This window comes from Psychroserpens sp. SPM9 (assembly GCF_025153525.1).
GTDB lineage: Bacteria > Bacteroidota > Bacteroidia > Flavobacteriales > Flavobacteriaceae > Psychroserpens.
This window is the reverse complement of sequence record NZ_JANZNR010000001.1, coordinates 537,407-552,249: the sequence shown is the minus strand read 5'-3', so window position 1 is coordinate 552,249 and position 14,843 is coordinate 537,407. Positions and strand designations below refer to the sequence as shown.

Genomic DNA, 14,843 nt, shown 5'->3' with positions numbered 1-14,843 from the left:
TCACAGCATAAGAAATAGCTATACCTGGGCTTTAAACTTCAAGGTTTATTAAGTATCTTTGCATTTAGAATTAGTCTGAATAAGAAGAGTTCTAAAAACAACGTAAAAAACGCTATGAAACTAAATAAACAAGATATACTTAAAGCACTTGAAACCATTTCTGCTCCAGGTGACGGGCAAAACATGGTTGAAAGTGGCGCAGTAACTAACGTGGTAACATTTGCCGATGAAGTAATTGTCGATATCACCATCACAAATCCTAGCTTACAGGCAAAAAAGAAAACCGAAGTCGAGATCATGAAAACCATTCATGAGAAAGTGTATGAAAAAGCCAAAGTAAAGGTGAATGTAAAAGTTGATGCTCCAGCAAAATCAGAAGCCAATGTCATCAAAGGAAAACAAATTCCCGGTATTCAAAATATTATTGCAGTAGCTTCAGGAAAAGGTGGCGTAGGGAAATCTACTGTTACCGCTAATCTGGCTGTTACATTGGCAAAAATGGGCTTTAAAGTTGGTGTTTTGGATGCCGATATTTATGGACCTTCCATGCCTATCATGTTTGATGTAGAATTAGAGCGACCATTAGCCGTTACTGTAGACGGAAAATCTAAAATGCGACCTGTAGAAAACTACGGTGTTAAACTATTATCGATTGGCTTTTTTACCAAACCAGATCAAGCTGTTGTTTGGAGAGGACCTATGGCAGCTAAAGCATTAAATCAGATGATTTTTGATGCCGCTTGGGGAGATCTCGATTTTATGCTTATCGATTTGCCTCCGGGAACAGGAGATATCCATTTGAGTATCATGCAATCTCTTCCTATAACTGGAGCTGTTGTTGTTAGTACTCCTCAAAATGTAGCCTTAGCAGATGCCAAAAAAGGGGTCGCCATGTTTCAACAAGAGAGTATCAATGTGCCTGTGTTAGGTATTATTGAAAATATGGCTTATTTTACACCCGCAGAACTTCCTGAAAATAAATACTATATCTTCGGAAAAGAAGGTGCCAAAAACCTTGCCGATGATTTAGATGTTCCTTTTTTAGGACAGTTACCTTTAGTACAAAGCATCAGAGAAGCTGGTGATGTTGGTCGCCCAGCAGCACTACAAACAGCTACAACTCTGGAACAAGATTTTGAGAAAATAACTCAAAATGTGGTTGAAGAAGTGGTGAGACGTAATGACGATTTGCCGCCAACCGAAGCTATTAAAATAACGACTATGGCTGGATGCTCAGCAGTAAATAAAAAATAAATGAGTACAGAAGAACTTAGACTAAATGTCGAAAAAGCGTTAGACGAAATTCGTCCATTCTTACAAAGTGATGGTGGTGATATTTCGCTGTTATCTATTGAGGATGACAAGCTGGTTAAAGTGCAGCTTCAAGGCGCTTGTGTTGGTTGTAGTGTCAACCAGATGACACTCAAATCTGGCGTCGAAATGACCATCAAAAAATACGCGCCTCAAATAGAACAAGTTATTAATATTGAAATTTAGTTGGGCGTGACCACAAGGGTCAGGCTTTCACTACTCGCTCTCTTCGAGGAGCTCAAACAAGCCGCTCAATCCTTCACGCAAACTGACAAATATCATAAAAAATACATGTTGAATATACGAACTTTGAAAACGCAAAGTTAAATTAAAGAGACACCCACTTTTGTGGGTTAAATTATGATTAAAACCGATATACTTATCATAGGAGCAGGACCCACAGGATTATTTACTGTGTTTGAAGCAGGACTTCTCAAATTAAAATGCCACTTAATTGATGCCTTACCGCAACCTGGCGGACAATGTTCAGAAATATATCCTAAAAAACCTATCTATGATATTCCAGCCTATCCAGAGATTCTTGCTGGTGATTTAACCGATAAGCTATTAGAGCAATGCAAACAATTTGAGCCTGGATTTACCTTAGGTGAACGTGCCGAGACCATAGAAAAGCAAGAGGATGGCACCTTTATTGTAACGACCAACAAAGGGACACAACACCATGCGCCAGTGGTTGCTATAGCAGGAGGATTGGGTAGTTTTGAGCCACGCAAACCTTTAATTCATAATATTGCCAGTTTCGAAGATAAAGGGGTGGAGTACATTATTAAAGATCCCGAAATGTACAGAAATAAGAGAGTCGTTATTGCTGGAGGTGGTGATTCGGCTTTAGACTGGAGTATCTTTTTGAGTGATGTGGCAAAAGAAGTCACCTTAATTCATAGACGAAATGAATTCCGTGGGCACTTGGATTCTGTAGAAAAAGTACAAGACTTAAAGAATAAAAAGAAAATAAACCTGATTACGCCTGCTGAGGTGATTGGTATCGTAGGAGATTACGAAGTGAAAGCAGTAGTTGTTAAAGAATCTGATAACATTTATATCGATAAAGAATACGAACTTGAATGCGATCATTTTATTCCGCTATTTGGCTTATCACCAAAACTCGGCCCTATTGCAAATTGGGGATTAGAGATTGAAAAAAATGCTATTGTTGTTAACAATGCATTAGATTACCAAACCAATATTCCAGGCATTTTTGCTATTGGTGATGTAAATACCTATCCTGGAAAATTAAAACTAATTTTATGTGGTTTTCACGAAGCGACTTTAATGTGTCAAGCGGCGTATCAAATTATCAATCCGGGAAAACGTTATGTGATGAAGTATACAACGGTTGCTGGAGTAGACGGGTTTGATGGCACGCGAAAAGAAGCACCAAAAGCAGTTGTAAAAGCGATAAAATAACTCATGGAACAAGATATCAACATAAAAATAACCGATAGAGAAGGTGTGACTCATGAGATTCAGGCGCCTACAGATATGGCTATGAACCTTATGGAAGTCGTACGTTCTTACGAGCTAGCTCCCGAAGGTACCATCGGTGTTTGTGGCGGAATGGCCATGTGTGCGTCTTGTCAGTGTTACGTGTTGAGCGATACCCAATTGCCCGAAATGCAAGATGATGAAGAAGCGATGCTAAGCGAAGCCTTTTATGTAAAAGATAATTCAAGATTGGGCTGTCAAATTCAAATGACTCCAGATATGGATGGTTTAGAAGTAGAACTAGCTCCAGAAAGCTAATCTGTTTTATAATCTATCAATTTTCGCGGACCTTCTAATAACACTCTAACAATCTTTAGTGTCCCATCATCGGTCGTGGCAATTTGCCATTTGATGAGAGAAATCTCCCCTTGTTCAATTTCAATACCTGTGATACTACGTGGGTGTACACAACTTCCGTCGTTAAAAAATGCAATATCTCCTGGCTCCGGAAATCGCGGTCTATGTGTATGCCCAACAATGGTAATTAAATTGTTGTTTTCGGCAATCCATTTTTTTGTGCGACGCTCAACTTTAATTAACTCTTTGTAGTTTTTAGCCGGACTTGTAGGATCGGCAATACCCATAACATTTAAAGGTTTCCAAAGAATACGAACCATAAAACGACTCCATTTCCAAAAGAGGTAATTCCACCAATCGGCTTGATGACCATGGGTTAAAAATAATTCTTGCCCTGTTTCCGAATGTTTTAACACCACACCTTCGTGATATTTAATATCACAAAAGAGTTCGACGTCTTCTCCTATTTTTGGGTCAAAATAGGTCGATAAGTTTTTTTCTACATATTTGGGATCCCGATATACCATATCATGATTTCCCCAAATCATATGGAGACGATTTTGCTCATGAAATAACTTCATAAGCAGGTATACATTTTTATGGGCATTTAATATAGATTCAAAAGAAAGGTTTTCCCAGAGTTCATCACCATCGCCTAATTCGCAGTAACTAAAACCTTCAGCATAATAATGCTTTAGTGCATGAAAATAAATGTTACGATTATTAGCAAAATCATCAGCAAAACTATTGTCCCCTCTATGACAATCACTAAACAGAATAATTTTACTAGAGTCGTCAAAGTTGACAACTTTAGCATTTTTATAAGCGCGATCGAGTCTGGATTTTGATGACATGAATAAACTTTCAACTAAAATAAGCAGAAATTAATCAACCTTTTACAACAGTATTAATTTTTTGTTGGATAGACTGCAAAAAAAATGCTTCTCTATTGAAAAGCATTTTTATAAATTCTATTTTCATACCGATAGTGTCGAGTAAAATAATTTAATGTCATTTAGTGACTATTTAAAGGCATTAAGGCCTGTAATATCTAAACCAGTAATCAATAAATGAATATCATGTGTCCCTTCGTAAGTGATCACACTTTCAAGGTTCATAGAGTGGCGCATAATACTGTATTCTCCAGTAATCCCCATACCACCTAGCATTTGTCTTGCTTCACGAGCGATATTAATTGCCATATCCACATTATTACGTTTTGCCATAGAAATTTGAGCAGAAGTTGCTGTTCCGTTTTCACGCATCACCCCAAGTCGCCAAGCTAATAATTGCGCTTTGGTTATTTCGGTAATCATTTCGGCTAATTTCTTTTGTTGTAACTGGAATTGACCAATAGGTTTTCCAAATTGAATACGTTCTTTACTATAACGAAGTGCGGTATCGTAACAATCCATTGCAGCACCAATGGCGCCCCAAGCAATACCAAAACGCGCAGAATCCAAACAGCCGAGTGGTGCGCCTAACCCCGATTTATTAGGTAATAAGTTGTCTTTAGGAACTTTTACATTGTCAAAAATCAATTCTCCAGTAGCACTAGCACGCAGTGACCATTTATTATGTGTTTCAGGTGTTGTAAAACCCTCCATACCACGTTCTACAATTAAGCCGTGAATTCGTCCGTTTTCATCCTTTGCCCAAACCACAGCAATTTGACAAAAAGGCGCATTAGAAATCCACATTTTCGCACCATTTAAAAGATAATGGTCGCCCATATCTTTAAAGTTGGTTACCATTCCGCCAGGATTACTTCCATGGTCTGGTTCGGTTAGTCCAAACGAGCCTATCCATTCTCCTGAGGCTAATTTTGGCAAATACTTTTGACGTTGCGCTTCGTTACCATATTTCCATATTGGGTACATCACTAAAGAGGATTGCACTGAGGCGGTACTTCGAACTCCAGAATCACCACGTTCAATTTCCTGCATGATTAATCCATAAGAAATTTGATCCAAACCAGCACCTCCATATTCTACAGGAATATAAGGTCCGAAGGCACCAATTTCTGCTAGTCCTCCAATAATTGATTTCGGGAATTCAGCATTTTGAGCAGCTTCTTCAATGATAGGAGACACATCGCGTTTTACCCAATCTCTGGCTGCATCACGTACTAATTTGTGCTCTTCAGTTAGTAATTCATCTAAGTTGTAATAATCTGGTGCTTCGAATAAATCTGGCTTCATATTGTTGTTTGCAAAGTTTAAAGCAAAAGTAACGAAAACGTTTTCATAGAACAAAAGCTAACTTACATTTTCAGATAAAAATCTTTGGTAAGTTTAATGTAGTCATTCGTATAGCGATGGCGTTCAGTCTCAATAATTAATTCTGAAGTTTTTAATTCAGTTTTTAACCTTGTAAATTCTAAAAGACTGCGTTTAACTTCTGAAGTCGGGCTGCCCTTTACTCGTGTAATTCGCTTCGGAAAAAGTCCGGTGTTAGATGCTAGTGTTATAAAATTTTGTTCTTCTGAAAAAGGAATCACGATTGAAAATAATCCATTTTCTGAAAGTAATACAGCAACACTTTCTACGAGGTGTTCAAAAGGCATAGCGTCTTGAAATCGCGCTAAGTCACGTTGCTTGTTTTCGGTTTTATAGCTTTCAGAATAAAAAGGCGGATTGCAAATAATGACATCGTATTGATCTTCAATTTCTTCAGCAAATTCTTCTAATGAGGCATGATAGCAAAACAGGCGATCATTCCACGGCGATTGCTCAAAATTTTCAACACATTGTTCATAGGCTTGATCGTCAATTTCTAAGGCTTCTATAACTTCAGCATGACTTCGTTGTGCTAACATTAAGGATAAAATACCAGTTCCAGCACCAATGTCTAAAATTGAAAAAGGATGGTTTTCTATAGAAGTCCATGCGCCTAACAAAACTCCATCGGTCCCAATTTTCATAGCACATTGATCTTGGTTGACCGTAAATTGTTTGAATTGAAACGGTTTATTCATATGGTTATCCTGAACTTGATTCAGGATCTCATTATTTTTATGTGTGATGTGATGCTGAAATAAATTCAGCATGACGAAAAACTAGTTTTGCTCCAAGTACAAATCTATCAAACCTTCAGGCGTATCAACAAAAATAGTCTTATTTGTTTTGTCAACTTTTGAAATAAACTCATCATTCATCGGAATTAAAATTTCGATCCCATCTCTGTCAATTTCAAAAAGAGATTGCGCTGTAGAATCATTAACAGACGTAATGATGCCTACATGACCAAAATTTTTATCCTCCACTTTAAATCCGATAATTTCATGAAAATAAAATTTATCATCATCCAGTTTTGGTAGAAATTCTAAAGGTAAATACAATCCGCTTTTAATGAGTGCGTCGGCATCGGCTTCAGTATCAACATCTTCAAATTTGATACGTAATAATTCAGATTTATGTAACTGAGAGGATTCTATAAAAAATGGCACAAGGTTGTTGCGGACTTCCACAAAAACAGAGTCCATGTGTTCGTAAAGTTCAGGTTCATCAGTATCTAACTTAACGAGTAACTCACCTTTAAAACTGTATTTTTTTACAATTTTACCAAGAAAGAAGCAGTCTTTTTTTTGCATGTAGCGTGTAATTTTCTTTTCCTAAGTATTGGAAAATATAAGTAATAAAACTAAAAAACTCCGACACAAGGTATCGGAGTTTAAAAGTATAAAAAAATAAATTTCTATTCTTCTTCGTTTGAAGCTGTAACTTCAGTATCACCTTCAGCTTGAGCTTCTTCAGTTGCTTCTTCTTCAACAACAGGAGCAGCTGCAGCTATTCTGGCGTCATTTACTGCTTTTTCAGCAGCTAAGGCTTCTGCTTTAGCTTTTGCTTGCGCTTCAGTTAAACCATCTGCTTTAGCTTGTACTTTAGCAGCTTTTTCTTCTAACCAAGCATTGAATTTAGCTTCTGCTTGCTCTTCAGTTAAAGCGCCTTTAGTAATACCTCCAGCTAAGTGGTTTTTAAGCAATGCACCTTTATAAGATAAAATTGCTCTGGCTGTATCAGTTGGTTGTGCACCATTCTGAAGCCATTTTACGGCACCATCAACATCTAATTCTACAGTTGCTGGATTCGTGTTTGGATTGTAAGCACCTAATTTTTCTAAGTATTTACCATCTCTTTTTGCTCGTGCATCTGCTGCAACGATCCAATAATAAGGTTTCCCTTTTTTACCGTGTCTTTGTAATCTAATTTTTACAGGCATAAATTTAATTAATTTGTGAGGTTCGCGACCTCTATTATTAATGAGGCGCAAAGATAATACAATTATTTAATTCTCAATATTTTATTTTAGTTAAGTATTTAATTTTTTCAGACTTTAAAGACTAAGACTTAAAAATGTGCTCTGGCTTTCAAAAGCTTAATGAACATAACTTGTTATTGCTTGATTTCAAAGTAAAAACAAGATATTTCAGTTAATAAAAAAACTCAAGTTGAGTACATATTGAAATTTTATTATACTTTTGGAGTTCTTTAAACGTTATTAAATTTTGCGAAAGCAATATTGAAACCAAATTAAAATGAAAAAATTAACCTTAGTCCTTGTTACTGTATTGCTAGTATTTAGTTGTGGTGATGAGGTTGAATTTAATACCCCAGCAATTCAAGGAAATTATGACGGAAATCAATGGAGAGCTTCATCTTTTGCAGCTGATATAGATTTTGGCGGATTTTTAGTGGAAGGGAGTAATAATGTAGAAACTATACAACTTGTTACTGATGAAGACCTTGTTGGTACTTATGAATTGGGTGGTGATGGTCCAAACGTCGCTATATTTAAGGATGCAAACGGTGTGGTATATTCTACTGCTAATGATCCAGATGAAAGCCTTTCAATTTACCCAGCTGAAGGTCAGATAATCGTAGAACGTATTCTTAATACGTCTCCTAAAACAATGACAGGTAGATTCTGGTTTTATGCCTATACAGAAGATGGCCAGCAAACCGTTAATTTTAATGAAGGTGTTTTTTATAATGTGCCTATAGTTGGAGGTTTGGTTGTTATAAGTGATTAATACAACTTTAAATTCAAAAGGTGTCTTGAACATCTTTTACAACATCTAATATACAGAACGCAGCCTTAAAGGTTGCGTTTTTTGTTAAAGAGAGATAAAGCTTTGTTAAAAATGTTAATTTGTTAGATTTTTCCTACAATTTTTAGTATACTATATATAGTTCGATGTGAAACAATACGCATCACAAAAAAAAGTATTGAAATTTAAAAAATGTATAGAGAAAATGAAGTATTCTGAAGAAATTTCAAATAAATTAAATGAATTGTTAGTAAAAAACTACGACGCAGAGAAAGGGTATTTAAATGCCATCAAGAATGTTGATAGTGACCGATTAAAAATGTTCTTTAAAAGAAGAGCAACAGAACGCAGTGAATTTGCTAAAGAACTTAGAACTGAAATCTTACAATATGGAGAAATTCCAGAAGATTCAGGTAGTTTTAAAGGAGCAATGCATCGCAATTGGATGACCTTAAAATCTACCTTTAGTTCAAACAACGAAGAGGCCGTTCTTGAAGAAGCAATTAAAGGTGAAGAGTCAAGCTTAGAGGAGTACAACGAGCTTATAACAACACCTAATTTGCCACCAACAATCGATGCCTTATTGTTGAAACATAGAAATTCGATTCAATCGGCCATAAATACAGAAAAAGTTCATGAGGAACTCGTGTCCTAATCCCTGTAACATAATAGTTAAAAGTCAGCTTAATAAAGCTGGCTTTTTTTGTTTAAAACTGTTTATAACTTTCATCGTAAAAAGTCGAGTTTCTTTGTAATTTTATAAACTTACTTTTTGAGCCTTTTTTATAAAGGGTTATGACTAAAAACTGATAAAATTACATGTATTTAATCTTCGATACCGAAACCACAGGATTACCAAAACGATGGGATGCACCAATTACAGATGTTGATAATTGGCCACGATGTATTCAAATTGCTTGGCAACTCCACGATGCTATGGGAAACTGTATCGATCATCAGGATTACTTAGTTAAACCCGAAGGTTTTAATATTCCTTATGATGCGGAAAAAATTCATGGGATTTCTACCGAATTAGCACAAGAACAAGGCGTTTCACTTCAAGAGGTATTAGAGAAATTTAATGCTGCATTATCGAAAACGAAATTCGTCGTAGGTCAAAATGTAACATTCGATCTCAACATTATGGGAGCCGAATTTGTTAGAGAAGGTGTCGCGAATCAACTTCAAGAACTCCCAGTTTTAGATACCTGTACTGAACATACAGCAACGCTTTGCCAGATTCCTGGTGGGCGAGGCGGAAAGTTTAAACTTCCAACCTTAACAGAGTTGCATCAGCATTTGTTTCATACGCCATTCGCAGAAGCGCATAACGCAACAGCCGATGTTGAAGCGACCACTCGTTGCTTTTTAGAATTGATTCGTCTTGGAGAATATACCAAAGAGCAATTGGATGTTCAGCCAGACTATTTTGAAAATTTCAATAAAGCGAATCCGCAACCGATTCAACTGATTGGTTTAAAACATATCAATTTAAAGAGGGAAAGCGCAAAAATTAATGAGCGGCTCCAAAAGTTACAAAGTGATGGTATTTCTGAAGCCGAAATAAAGCAGAATATTTCTGGTTTAGCTGATGTTGATTTTGTGCACCTTCACAACCATTCTCAGTTTTCAGTATTACAGTCAACCATCAGTATTTCCAATCTTGTTGCTGTTGCTGCAGAACATCAAATGCCAGCAGTAGCCTTAACCGATCACGCGAATATGATGGGTGCTTTTCATTTTGTAAAGGCTGTTAGTACTCATAATAAATCTGTAAAAGCCAAAATTGAAGAAGCCAAGGCCAAAGGGGAAACTTCAGATTTAAAAGAAATCAAGCCCATCATTGGTTGCGAATTTTTTGTTTGTGAAGACCACACCGATAAAACACGAAAAGATAATGGATATCAAATCGTATTAATCGCCAAAAACAAGCAAGGATATCATAATTTGGCCAAGCTCTCATCTCATGCCTTTGTGGATGGATTCTACTATTTGCCACGAATTGATAAACAACTCATTCAGCAATATAAAGACGATTTAATCTGCTTAACAGGAAACCTTTATGGAGAAGTTCCGAGCAAAGTATTGAATGTAGGTGAAAATCAAGCCGAAGAAGCTCTCATCTGGTGGAAACAAGAGTTCGGTGACGATTTATATGTAGAGTTGATGCGCCATAATCAAGAGGACGAAAATCGTGTGAATCCAGTATTGATAAAACTCGCCCAACAACACGATGTTAAAATTGTAGCGACCAACAATACCTATTATTGCAAACAAGAAGATGCCAATGCTCATGATATTTTACTTTGTGTAAAAGATGGCGAAAAACAAGCGACCCCAATTGGAAGAGGTCGTGGCTATCGCTATGGCTTGCCAAATCAGGAGTATTATTTTAAATCTTCGGAAGAGATGAAAGCGCTCTTTAGAGATATTCCTGAAGCGATTACCAATATTCAGGAGGTCGTTGATAAAGTGGAAGCTTATCAACTGGCACGTGATGTTTTATTACCAGCTTTTGATATTCCTGATGAATTTAAAGATGATGCCGATTTAGCCGATGGTGGAAAGCGTGGTGAAAATGCATTTTTAAGACATTTAACTTACGAAGGTGCCAAAAAACGCTATGGAGAACTCACCGAAGAGATTACAGAGCGTCTTGATTTTGAATTAAGTGTTATTGAAAATACAGGATATCCTGGTTATTTCTTAATTGTTGAAGATTTTATCAGAGAAGCCCGAAACATGGATGTATCGGTTGGCCCTGGTCGTGGTTCGGCAGCTGGTTCAGTAGTTGCTTACTGCCTTTGGATTACCAACATAGACCCCTTAAAATACGATCTACTTTTTGAGCGTTTCTTAAATCCAGATCGTATTAGTATGCCAGATATTGATATCGATTTTGATGATGAAGGACGAAGTCGTGTCATGGACTATGTTATCGAAAAGTACGGCGCCAATCAAGTAGCTCAGATTATTACCTACGGAACTATGGCTGCAAAATCTTCAATTCGGGATACGGCGAGGGTTTTAGATCTACCTTTATTTGATGCGGATAGAATTGCAAAGTTGATTCCGACCATGTCTAAGTTGAATAAAATTTTTGGTCTCGATGAAAAGGAATTAGGGAAGAAGTTTAGAGCTGAAGATTTAGAAAAAGTAAACGAACTACTCAATATTGCTGATGGAGATGATCTCGAATCTGAAACCGTAAACTTAGCAAGAACACTTGAAGGCTCTGTTCGAAATACAGGTATTCACGCCTGTGGTGTTATCATAACACCAGATGATATTACCAAGTTTGTTCCAGTTGCAACCGCTAAGGATTCGGATTTATATGTCACTCAGTTCGATAACTCGGTGGTTGAAGATGCAGGCTTGCTTAAAATGGATTTCTTAGGATTAAAAACGTTGACCTTAATTAAGGATACGGTTAAAATTGTTAAAGCCAAGCATGACATTTTATTAGATCCTGAAACCTTTCCTTTAGATGACCAGAAAACTTACGAACTATTCCAACGCGGAGAAACTGTAGGAGTCTTTCAATATGAATCTCCAGGCATGCAAAAGCACCTTAGAGATTTAAAGCCAACTGTTTTTGAAGATTTAATTGCGATGAATGCTTTATACCGACCAGGACCAATGGAATATATTCCGAGTTTTGTTCGTCGTAAGCATGGTGATGAAGAGATTGAGTACGATTTGCCAGCAATGGAAGAGTATCTCAAAGAAACTTACGGAATTACTGTCTATCAGGAGCAGGTGATGTTGCTCTCACAAAAGCTTGCCGATTTTACCAAAGGTGAAGCCGATGTTTTGAGAAAGGCCATGGGTAAAAAGCAAATTGCGGTTCTCGATAAAATGAAGCCTAAGTTTATCGAACAAGCTGTTGCTAATGGTCATGATGCAAAAAAACTTGAAAAAATATGGAAAGATTGGGAAGCCTTTGCAAGTTATGCCTTTAATAAATCGCACTCTACCTGTTACGCCTGGATTGCTTACCAGACGGCTTATCTAAAAGCCCATTATCCAGCCGAATATATGGCTGCAGTATTATCAAATAACATGAACGATATTAAGCAGGTCACCTTCTTTATGGAAGAATGTAAACGTATGCGTTTAGATGTATTAGGACCTGATGTTAATGAATCGTATTATAAATTTTCGGTTAACCAAGATGGTGCTGTTCGTTTTGGAATGGGTGCCATAAAAGGGGTAGGTCATGGTGCTGTTAAAACTATTGTTGCTAATCGTAAAGAGAACGGACATTACAAATCCATTTTTGATTTGGCTAAACGTATTGACCTTAGAGCGGCCAATAAAAAAGCTTTTGAAAATTTAGCTTTAGCTGGAGGCTTTGATGGGTTTGGTGATACACATCGTGCTCAATATTTTCATGATGATGGCGATGGGATTACCTTTTTAGAGAAGGCTATAAAATACGGAGCTAAACATCAGGATAATGAAAATTCGGCTCAAGTGAGTTTGTTTGGTGAAGCCAGTGATGTTCAAATCGCTGAACCTATTGTACCACCATGTGAAGAATGGGGAACTATGGAAAAATTAGCCCAAGAGAAGGAAGTTGTTGGAGTTTATATTTCTGGACATCCTTTAGATGATTTTAAAGTAGAAATGAAAACATTTTGCAATGCCAATTTAGCAATGTTTAATGACTTAGAAACCTATGTGAATCGTGAGATGACTTTTGGAGGTGTTGTGACCGATATTCAGCATCGGGTGAGTAAACAGGGTAAAGGCTGGGCTATATTTATGGTTGAAGATTATACCGATAGTTTTGAGTTTAGAATTTTTGGAGAAGAGTATTTAAAATACCGTCACTTTTTGGTAAAAAATAGTTTCGTGTACGTAAAAGCCTTTATTAGAGAAGGTTGGGTTAACAGAGATACTGGAAAAAAGAGCGATCCAAGATTGCAGTTTAATAGTTTTCAGTTATTACATGATGTTATGGATACTTATGCCAGAAAGTTATCCATTCAATTAAATATTAGCGATTTAGAAAAGGAACGAATTGCAGTTCTTCAAGACTTATTTAGAATTCATCAAGGCGAAAAAGCACTCAATTTTGTCATTTATGATAATATTGAAAAAATCAAATTGAACATGCCTAGTCGCAAGCAAAAAGTTAAGATCTCTCAAGAACTTTTACATGAATTAGATCGCAATCATGTCATGTATAAGTTGAATTAAGCAATAGATGTTTTAGGTTGCTTTTTGATCTAAATAACTGCCTAGGTTTTCTAATGAGTCATCCCAGAATTGCTCATAGAACGTCATCCATTTATTAACTTCTTTAAGCGGTTTTGCATTGGCGTTACAAAAGCGCTCACGTCCTTGACTGTCTAATACAACCAATCCTGCATTTTCTAAGGTTTTGATATGTTTGGTAACACCTTGTCGGCTCATATCAAACTGACTCGCAATTTGTGTAATTGATAAGGCTGAACTTGCTATGACCAAGGCGTGGAAAATCTCACGCCTTGTCGGGTCGGCAATAGCTTTAAATACTTGTGTGATTCTATCCTGCATTCACTTCTTGTTTTAAGTAAGCTGTAAGTCCGTTAATACAGTTCTCCCATCCGCCATTAAAACTTTCAAACATAGCAATTGCAGTATCGCCTTCATAATTGGAAATCCCTGAATGTTCTAAATATAGTTTTGTGCCTTCGGCGACAGATTCTAGTTTCCAGGTTACGATTGTTTCTACGTTTGTATCGGCGACAATCCAGGTGTAAACTAATACATAAGGATGCGCTTCTTTAACGGTTCCGCTAATGGTTGTGCAGCCTTTTTCGTTTGGTTCTGAAGTGAAGGTGTACTGGTAATCTTTTTGCGCTTTAAAATCGGCCTGAATAAACCAGGTTGAGATTTCTTCAGCTTTAGAAATGGCATCCCATACCTTATCTATAGGATGATTAAATACTTTTTCTTTTGTAATGACATCGTTCATGACTGTTTGTTTTTTGATTAATATGCAACTTTATGGTTGCTAAATTATAAAGAAAATTATTAATACGCAACTTTTGGGTTGCATTTATATTGTTTAGCGCAAAGGATGGAACGGTATGTTTGAGCTCTCCCAGCTTTATTTAGCTGGGAAGCGAGTAGTGAGAGCCTGGTTTATGCGCCCAAAAAGTTATGATACAATTGTTCAATATGCTCATAATCAAAACAAATACTGACAATGTAAGGTTTGGCAAAATTTTTGACTAATTTTGTGTATTAAATAAAAACGAAGTTAAACATATAGATATTATAATTATGGCATTAGAAATAACAGATGCAACGTTTGAAGAAACAGTATTAAAGAGTGATAAACCTGTAATGGTTGATTTTTGGGCTGCTTGGTGTGGACCATGTAGAATGGTTGGACCAATCATTGATGAAATTAGCACAGAATACGACGGTAAAGCTGTTGTAGGTAAAGTAGATGTTGATGCGAATCAAGAATTTGCTGCTAAGTATGGCGTACGTAATATTCCGACGGTTTTGGTATTCCAAAACGGAGAGGTTGTTGGTCGTCAGGTTGGTGTTGCTCCTAAAAATGCATATACAGACGCGATTGATTCTTTATTATAAGAATTATTAGATATAATCTAAAAGAAATGATAAAAGGTTTGCCATTATGGTGAACCTTTTTTTATTTTTAACTAAAATTATAATG

The 14,843-nt window shown here is 36.6% G+C and carries 15 protein-coding genes; 8 read left to right on the top strand and 7 right to left on the bottom strand.

The window, feature by feature from the left end; translation table 11 throughout:
* Window positions 1-114 precede the first annotated feature (114 nt).
* The 4 genes from N4270_RS02365 (at window position 115) to N4270_RS02350 (ending at window position 3,075) form a co-directional block, all read left to right on the top strand.
* The gene (locus N4270_RS02365; RefSeq protein ID WP_260095190.1) at window positions 115-1,254 is read left to right on the top strand and encodes an Mrp/NBP35 family ATP-binding protein; all 1,140 of its coding nucleotides are present in this window, start codon (window positions 115-117) and stop codon (window positions 1,252-1,254) included.
* Window positions 1,255-1,497 (top strand): NifU family protein, encoded by a 243-nt coding sequence (locus N4270_RS02360; RefSeq protein ID WP_204344169.1) that lies wholly within the window; start codon window positions 1,255-1,257, stop codon window positions 1,495-1,497.
* Window positions 1,498-1,671: 174 nt separating this feature from the next.
* Complete coding sequence (locus N4270_RS02355; protein ID WP_260095189.1) at window positions 1,672-2,739, top strand: NAD(P)/FAD-dependent oxidoreductase; 1,068 nt, start codon at window positions 1,672-1,674, stop codon at window positions 2,737-2,739.
* Between the two features lie 3 nt (window positions 2,740-2,742).
* Window positions 2,743-3,075 carry a 2Fe-2S iron-sulfur cluster-binding protein gene (locus tag N4270_RS02350; protein WP_260095188.1) on the top strand — a complete coding sequence of 111 codons (333 nt, stop codon included), beginning with the start codon at window positions 2,743-2,745 and terminating at the stop codon, window positions 3,073-3,075.
* Here N4270_RS02350 and N4270_RS02345 read toward each other — a convergent pair.
* The 5 genes from N4270_RS02345 to N4270_RS02325 all read right to left on the bottom strand — a co-directional run bounded on the left by N4270_RS02345 (window position 3,072) and on the right by N4270_RS02325 (window position 7,335).
* Complete coding sequence (locus N4270_RS02345; RefSeq protein WP_260095187.1) at window positions 3,072-3,968, bottom strand: metallophosphoesterase family protein; 897 nt, start codon at window positions 3,966-3,968, stop codon at window positions 3,072-3,074. The genes N4270_RS02350 and N4270_RS02345 overlap by 4 nt on opposite strands.
* A 168-nt stretch (window positions 3,969-4,136) precedes the next feature.
* On the bottom strand, window positions 4,137-5,315 hold the full coding sequence (locus tag N4270_RS02340; RefSeq protein ID WP_260095186.1) for an acyl-CoA dehydrogenase family protein: 1,179 nt from the start codon (window positions 5,313-5,315) through the stop codon (window positions 4,137-4,139).
* Window positions 5,316-5,377: 62 nt separating this feature from the next.
* A complete protein-coding gene (locus N4270_RS02335) occupies window positions 5,378-6,091 on the bottom strand; it encodes a tRNA1(Val) (adenine(37)-N6)-methyltransferase (RefSeq protein ID WP_260095557.1) in 714 nt (237 codons plus the stop codon).
* A gap of 81 nt (window positions 6,092-6,172) precedes the next feature.
* A complete protein-coding gene (gene rimM / locus N4270_RS02330; RefSeq protein WP_260095183.1) occupies window positions 6,173-6,706 on the bottom strand; it encodes a ribosome maturation factor RimM in 534 nt (177 codons plus the stop codon).
* 104 nt (window positions 6,707-6,810) lie between these two features.
* A complete protein-coding gene (locus N4270_RS02325; protein ID WP_260095182.1) occupies window positions 6,811-7,335 on the bottom strand; it encodes a 30S ribosomal protein S16 in 525 nt (174 codons plus the stop codon).
* A gap of 316 nt (window positions 7,336-7,651) precedes the next feature.
* On the opposite strand from N4270_RS02325, the gene N4270_RS02320 reads away from it, so the two are divergent.
* The 3 genes from N4270_RS02320 to dnaE all read left to right on the top strand — a co-directional run bounded on the left by N4270_RS02320 (window position 7,652) and on the right by dnaE (window position 13,369).
* Window positions 7,652-8,146: a DUF6252 family protein gene (locus tag N4270_RS02320; protein WP_260095181.1), complete on the top strand. Its 495-nt coding sequence runs from the start codon at window positions 7,652-7,654 to the stop codon at window positions 8,144-8,146.
* Window positions 8,147-8,369: 223 nt separating this feature from the next.
* Window positions 8,370-8,819 carry a PA2169 family four-helix-bundle protein gene (locus tag N4270_RS02315; RefSeq protein WP_260095180.1) on the top strand — a complete coding sequence of 150 codons (450 nt, stop codon included), beginning with the start codon at window positions 8,370-8,372 and terminating at the stop codon, window positions 8,817-8,819.
* Between the two features lie 164 nt (window positions 8,820-8,983).
* Entirely contained in the window at window positions 8,984-13,369 is a 4,386-nt protein-coding gene (dnaE, locus tag N4270_RS02310; RefSeq protein WP_260095179.1) for a DNA polymerase III subunit alpha, read from the top strand.
* Window positions 13,370-13,381: 12 nt separating this feature from the next.
* Here the strand turns inward: dnaE and N4270_RS02305 are convergent, their stop codons facing one another.
* Together N4270_RS02305 and N4270_RS02300 are read right to left on the bottom strand one after the other, a co-directional pair.
* Window positions 13,382-13,708 carry a helix-turn-helix transcriptional regulator gene (locus tag N4270_RS02305; RefSeq protein ID WP_260095178.1) on the bottom strand — a complete coding sequence of 109 codons (327 nt, stop codon included), beginning with the start codon at window positions 13,706-13,708 and terminating at the stop codon, window positions 13,382-13,384.
* Window positions 13,698-14,129 carry an SRPBCC domain-containing protein gene (locus N4270_RS02300; RefSeq protein ID WP_260095177.1) on the bottom strand — a complete coding sequence of 144 codons (432 nt, stop codon included), beginning with the start codon at window positions 14,127-14,129 and terminating at the stop codon, window positions 13,698-13,700. Before N4270_RS02300 ends, N4270_RS02305 begins: the two co-directional genes overlap by 11 nt.
* Before the next feature lie 311 nt (window positions 14,130-14,440).
* Between N4270_RS02300 and trxA the strand changes: the two genes are divergently transcribed.
* Window positions 14,441-14,758 (top strand): thioredoxin, encoded by a 318-nt coding sequence (trxA, locus tag N4270_RS02295; RefSeq protein ID WP_204344155.1) that lies wholly within the window; start codon window positions 14,441-14,443, stop codon window positions 14,756-14,758.
* Window positions 14,759-14,843 lie beyond the last annotated feature (85 nt).

Bases quoted from the DNA above. Each gene is read 5' to 3' on its own strand.
- N4270_RS02365 (WP_260095190.1), top strand. From the start codon at position 115: ATGAAACTAAATAAACAAGATATACTTAAAGCACTTGAAACCATTTCT.
- N4270_RS02360 (WP_204344169.1), top strand. From the start codon at position 1,255: ATGAGTACAGAAGAACTTAGACTAAATGTCGAAAAAGCGTTAGACGAA.
- N4270_RS02355 (WP_260095189.1), top strand. From the start codon at position 1,672: ATGATTAAAACCGATATACTTATCATAGGAGCAGGACCCACAGGATTA.
- N4270_RS02350 (WP_260095188.1), top strand. From the start codon at position 2,743: ATGGAACAAGATATCAACATAAAAATAACCGATAGAGAAGGTGTGACT.
- N4270_RS02345 (WP_260095187.1), bottom strand. From the start codon at position 3,968: ATGTCATCAAAATCCAGACTCGATCGCGCTTATAAAAATGCTAAAGTT.
- N4270_RS02340 (WP_260095186.1), bottom strand. From the start codon at position 5,315: ATGAAGCCAGATTTATTCGAAGCACCAGATTATTACAACTTAGATGAA.
- N4270_RS02335 (WP_260095557.1), bottom strand. From the start codon at position 6,091: ATGAATAAACCGTTTCAATTCAAACAATTTACGGTCAACCAAGATCAA.
- rimM (WP_260095183.1), bottom strand. From the start codon at position 6,706: ATGCAAAAAAAAGACTGCTTCTTTCTTGGTAAAATTGTAAAAAAATAC.
- N4270_RS02325 (WP_260095182.1), bottom strand. From the start codon at position 7,335: ATGCCTGTAAAAATTAGATTACAAAGACACGGTAAAAAAGGGAAACCT.
- N4270_RS02320 (WP_260095181.1), top strand. From the start codon at position 7,652: ATGAAAAAATTAACCTTAGTCCTTGTTACTGTATTGCTAGTATTTAGT.
- N4270_RS02315 (WP_260095180.1), top strand. From the start codon at position 8,370: ATGAAGTATTCTGAAGAAATTTCAAATAAATTAAATGAATTGTTAGTA.
- dnaE (WP_260095179.1), top strand. From the start codon at position 8,984: ATGTATTTAATCTTCGATACCGAAACCACAGGATTACCAAAACGATGG.
- N4270_RS02305 (WP_260095178.1), bottom strand. From the start codon at position 13,708: ATGCAGGATAGAATCACACAAGTATTTAAAGCTATTGCCGACCCGACA.
- N4270_RS02300 (WP_260095177.1), bottom strand. From the start codon at position 14,129: ATGAACGATGTCATTACAAAAGAAAAAGTATTTAATCATCCTATAGAT.
- trxA (WP_204344155.1), top strand. From the start codon at position 14,441: ATGGCATTAGAAATAACAGATGCAACGTTTGAAGAAACAGTATTAAAG.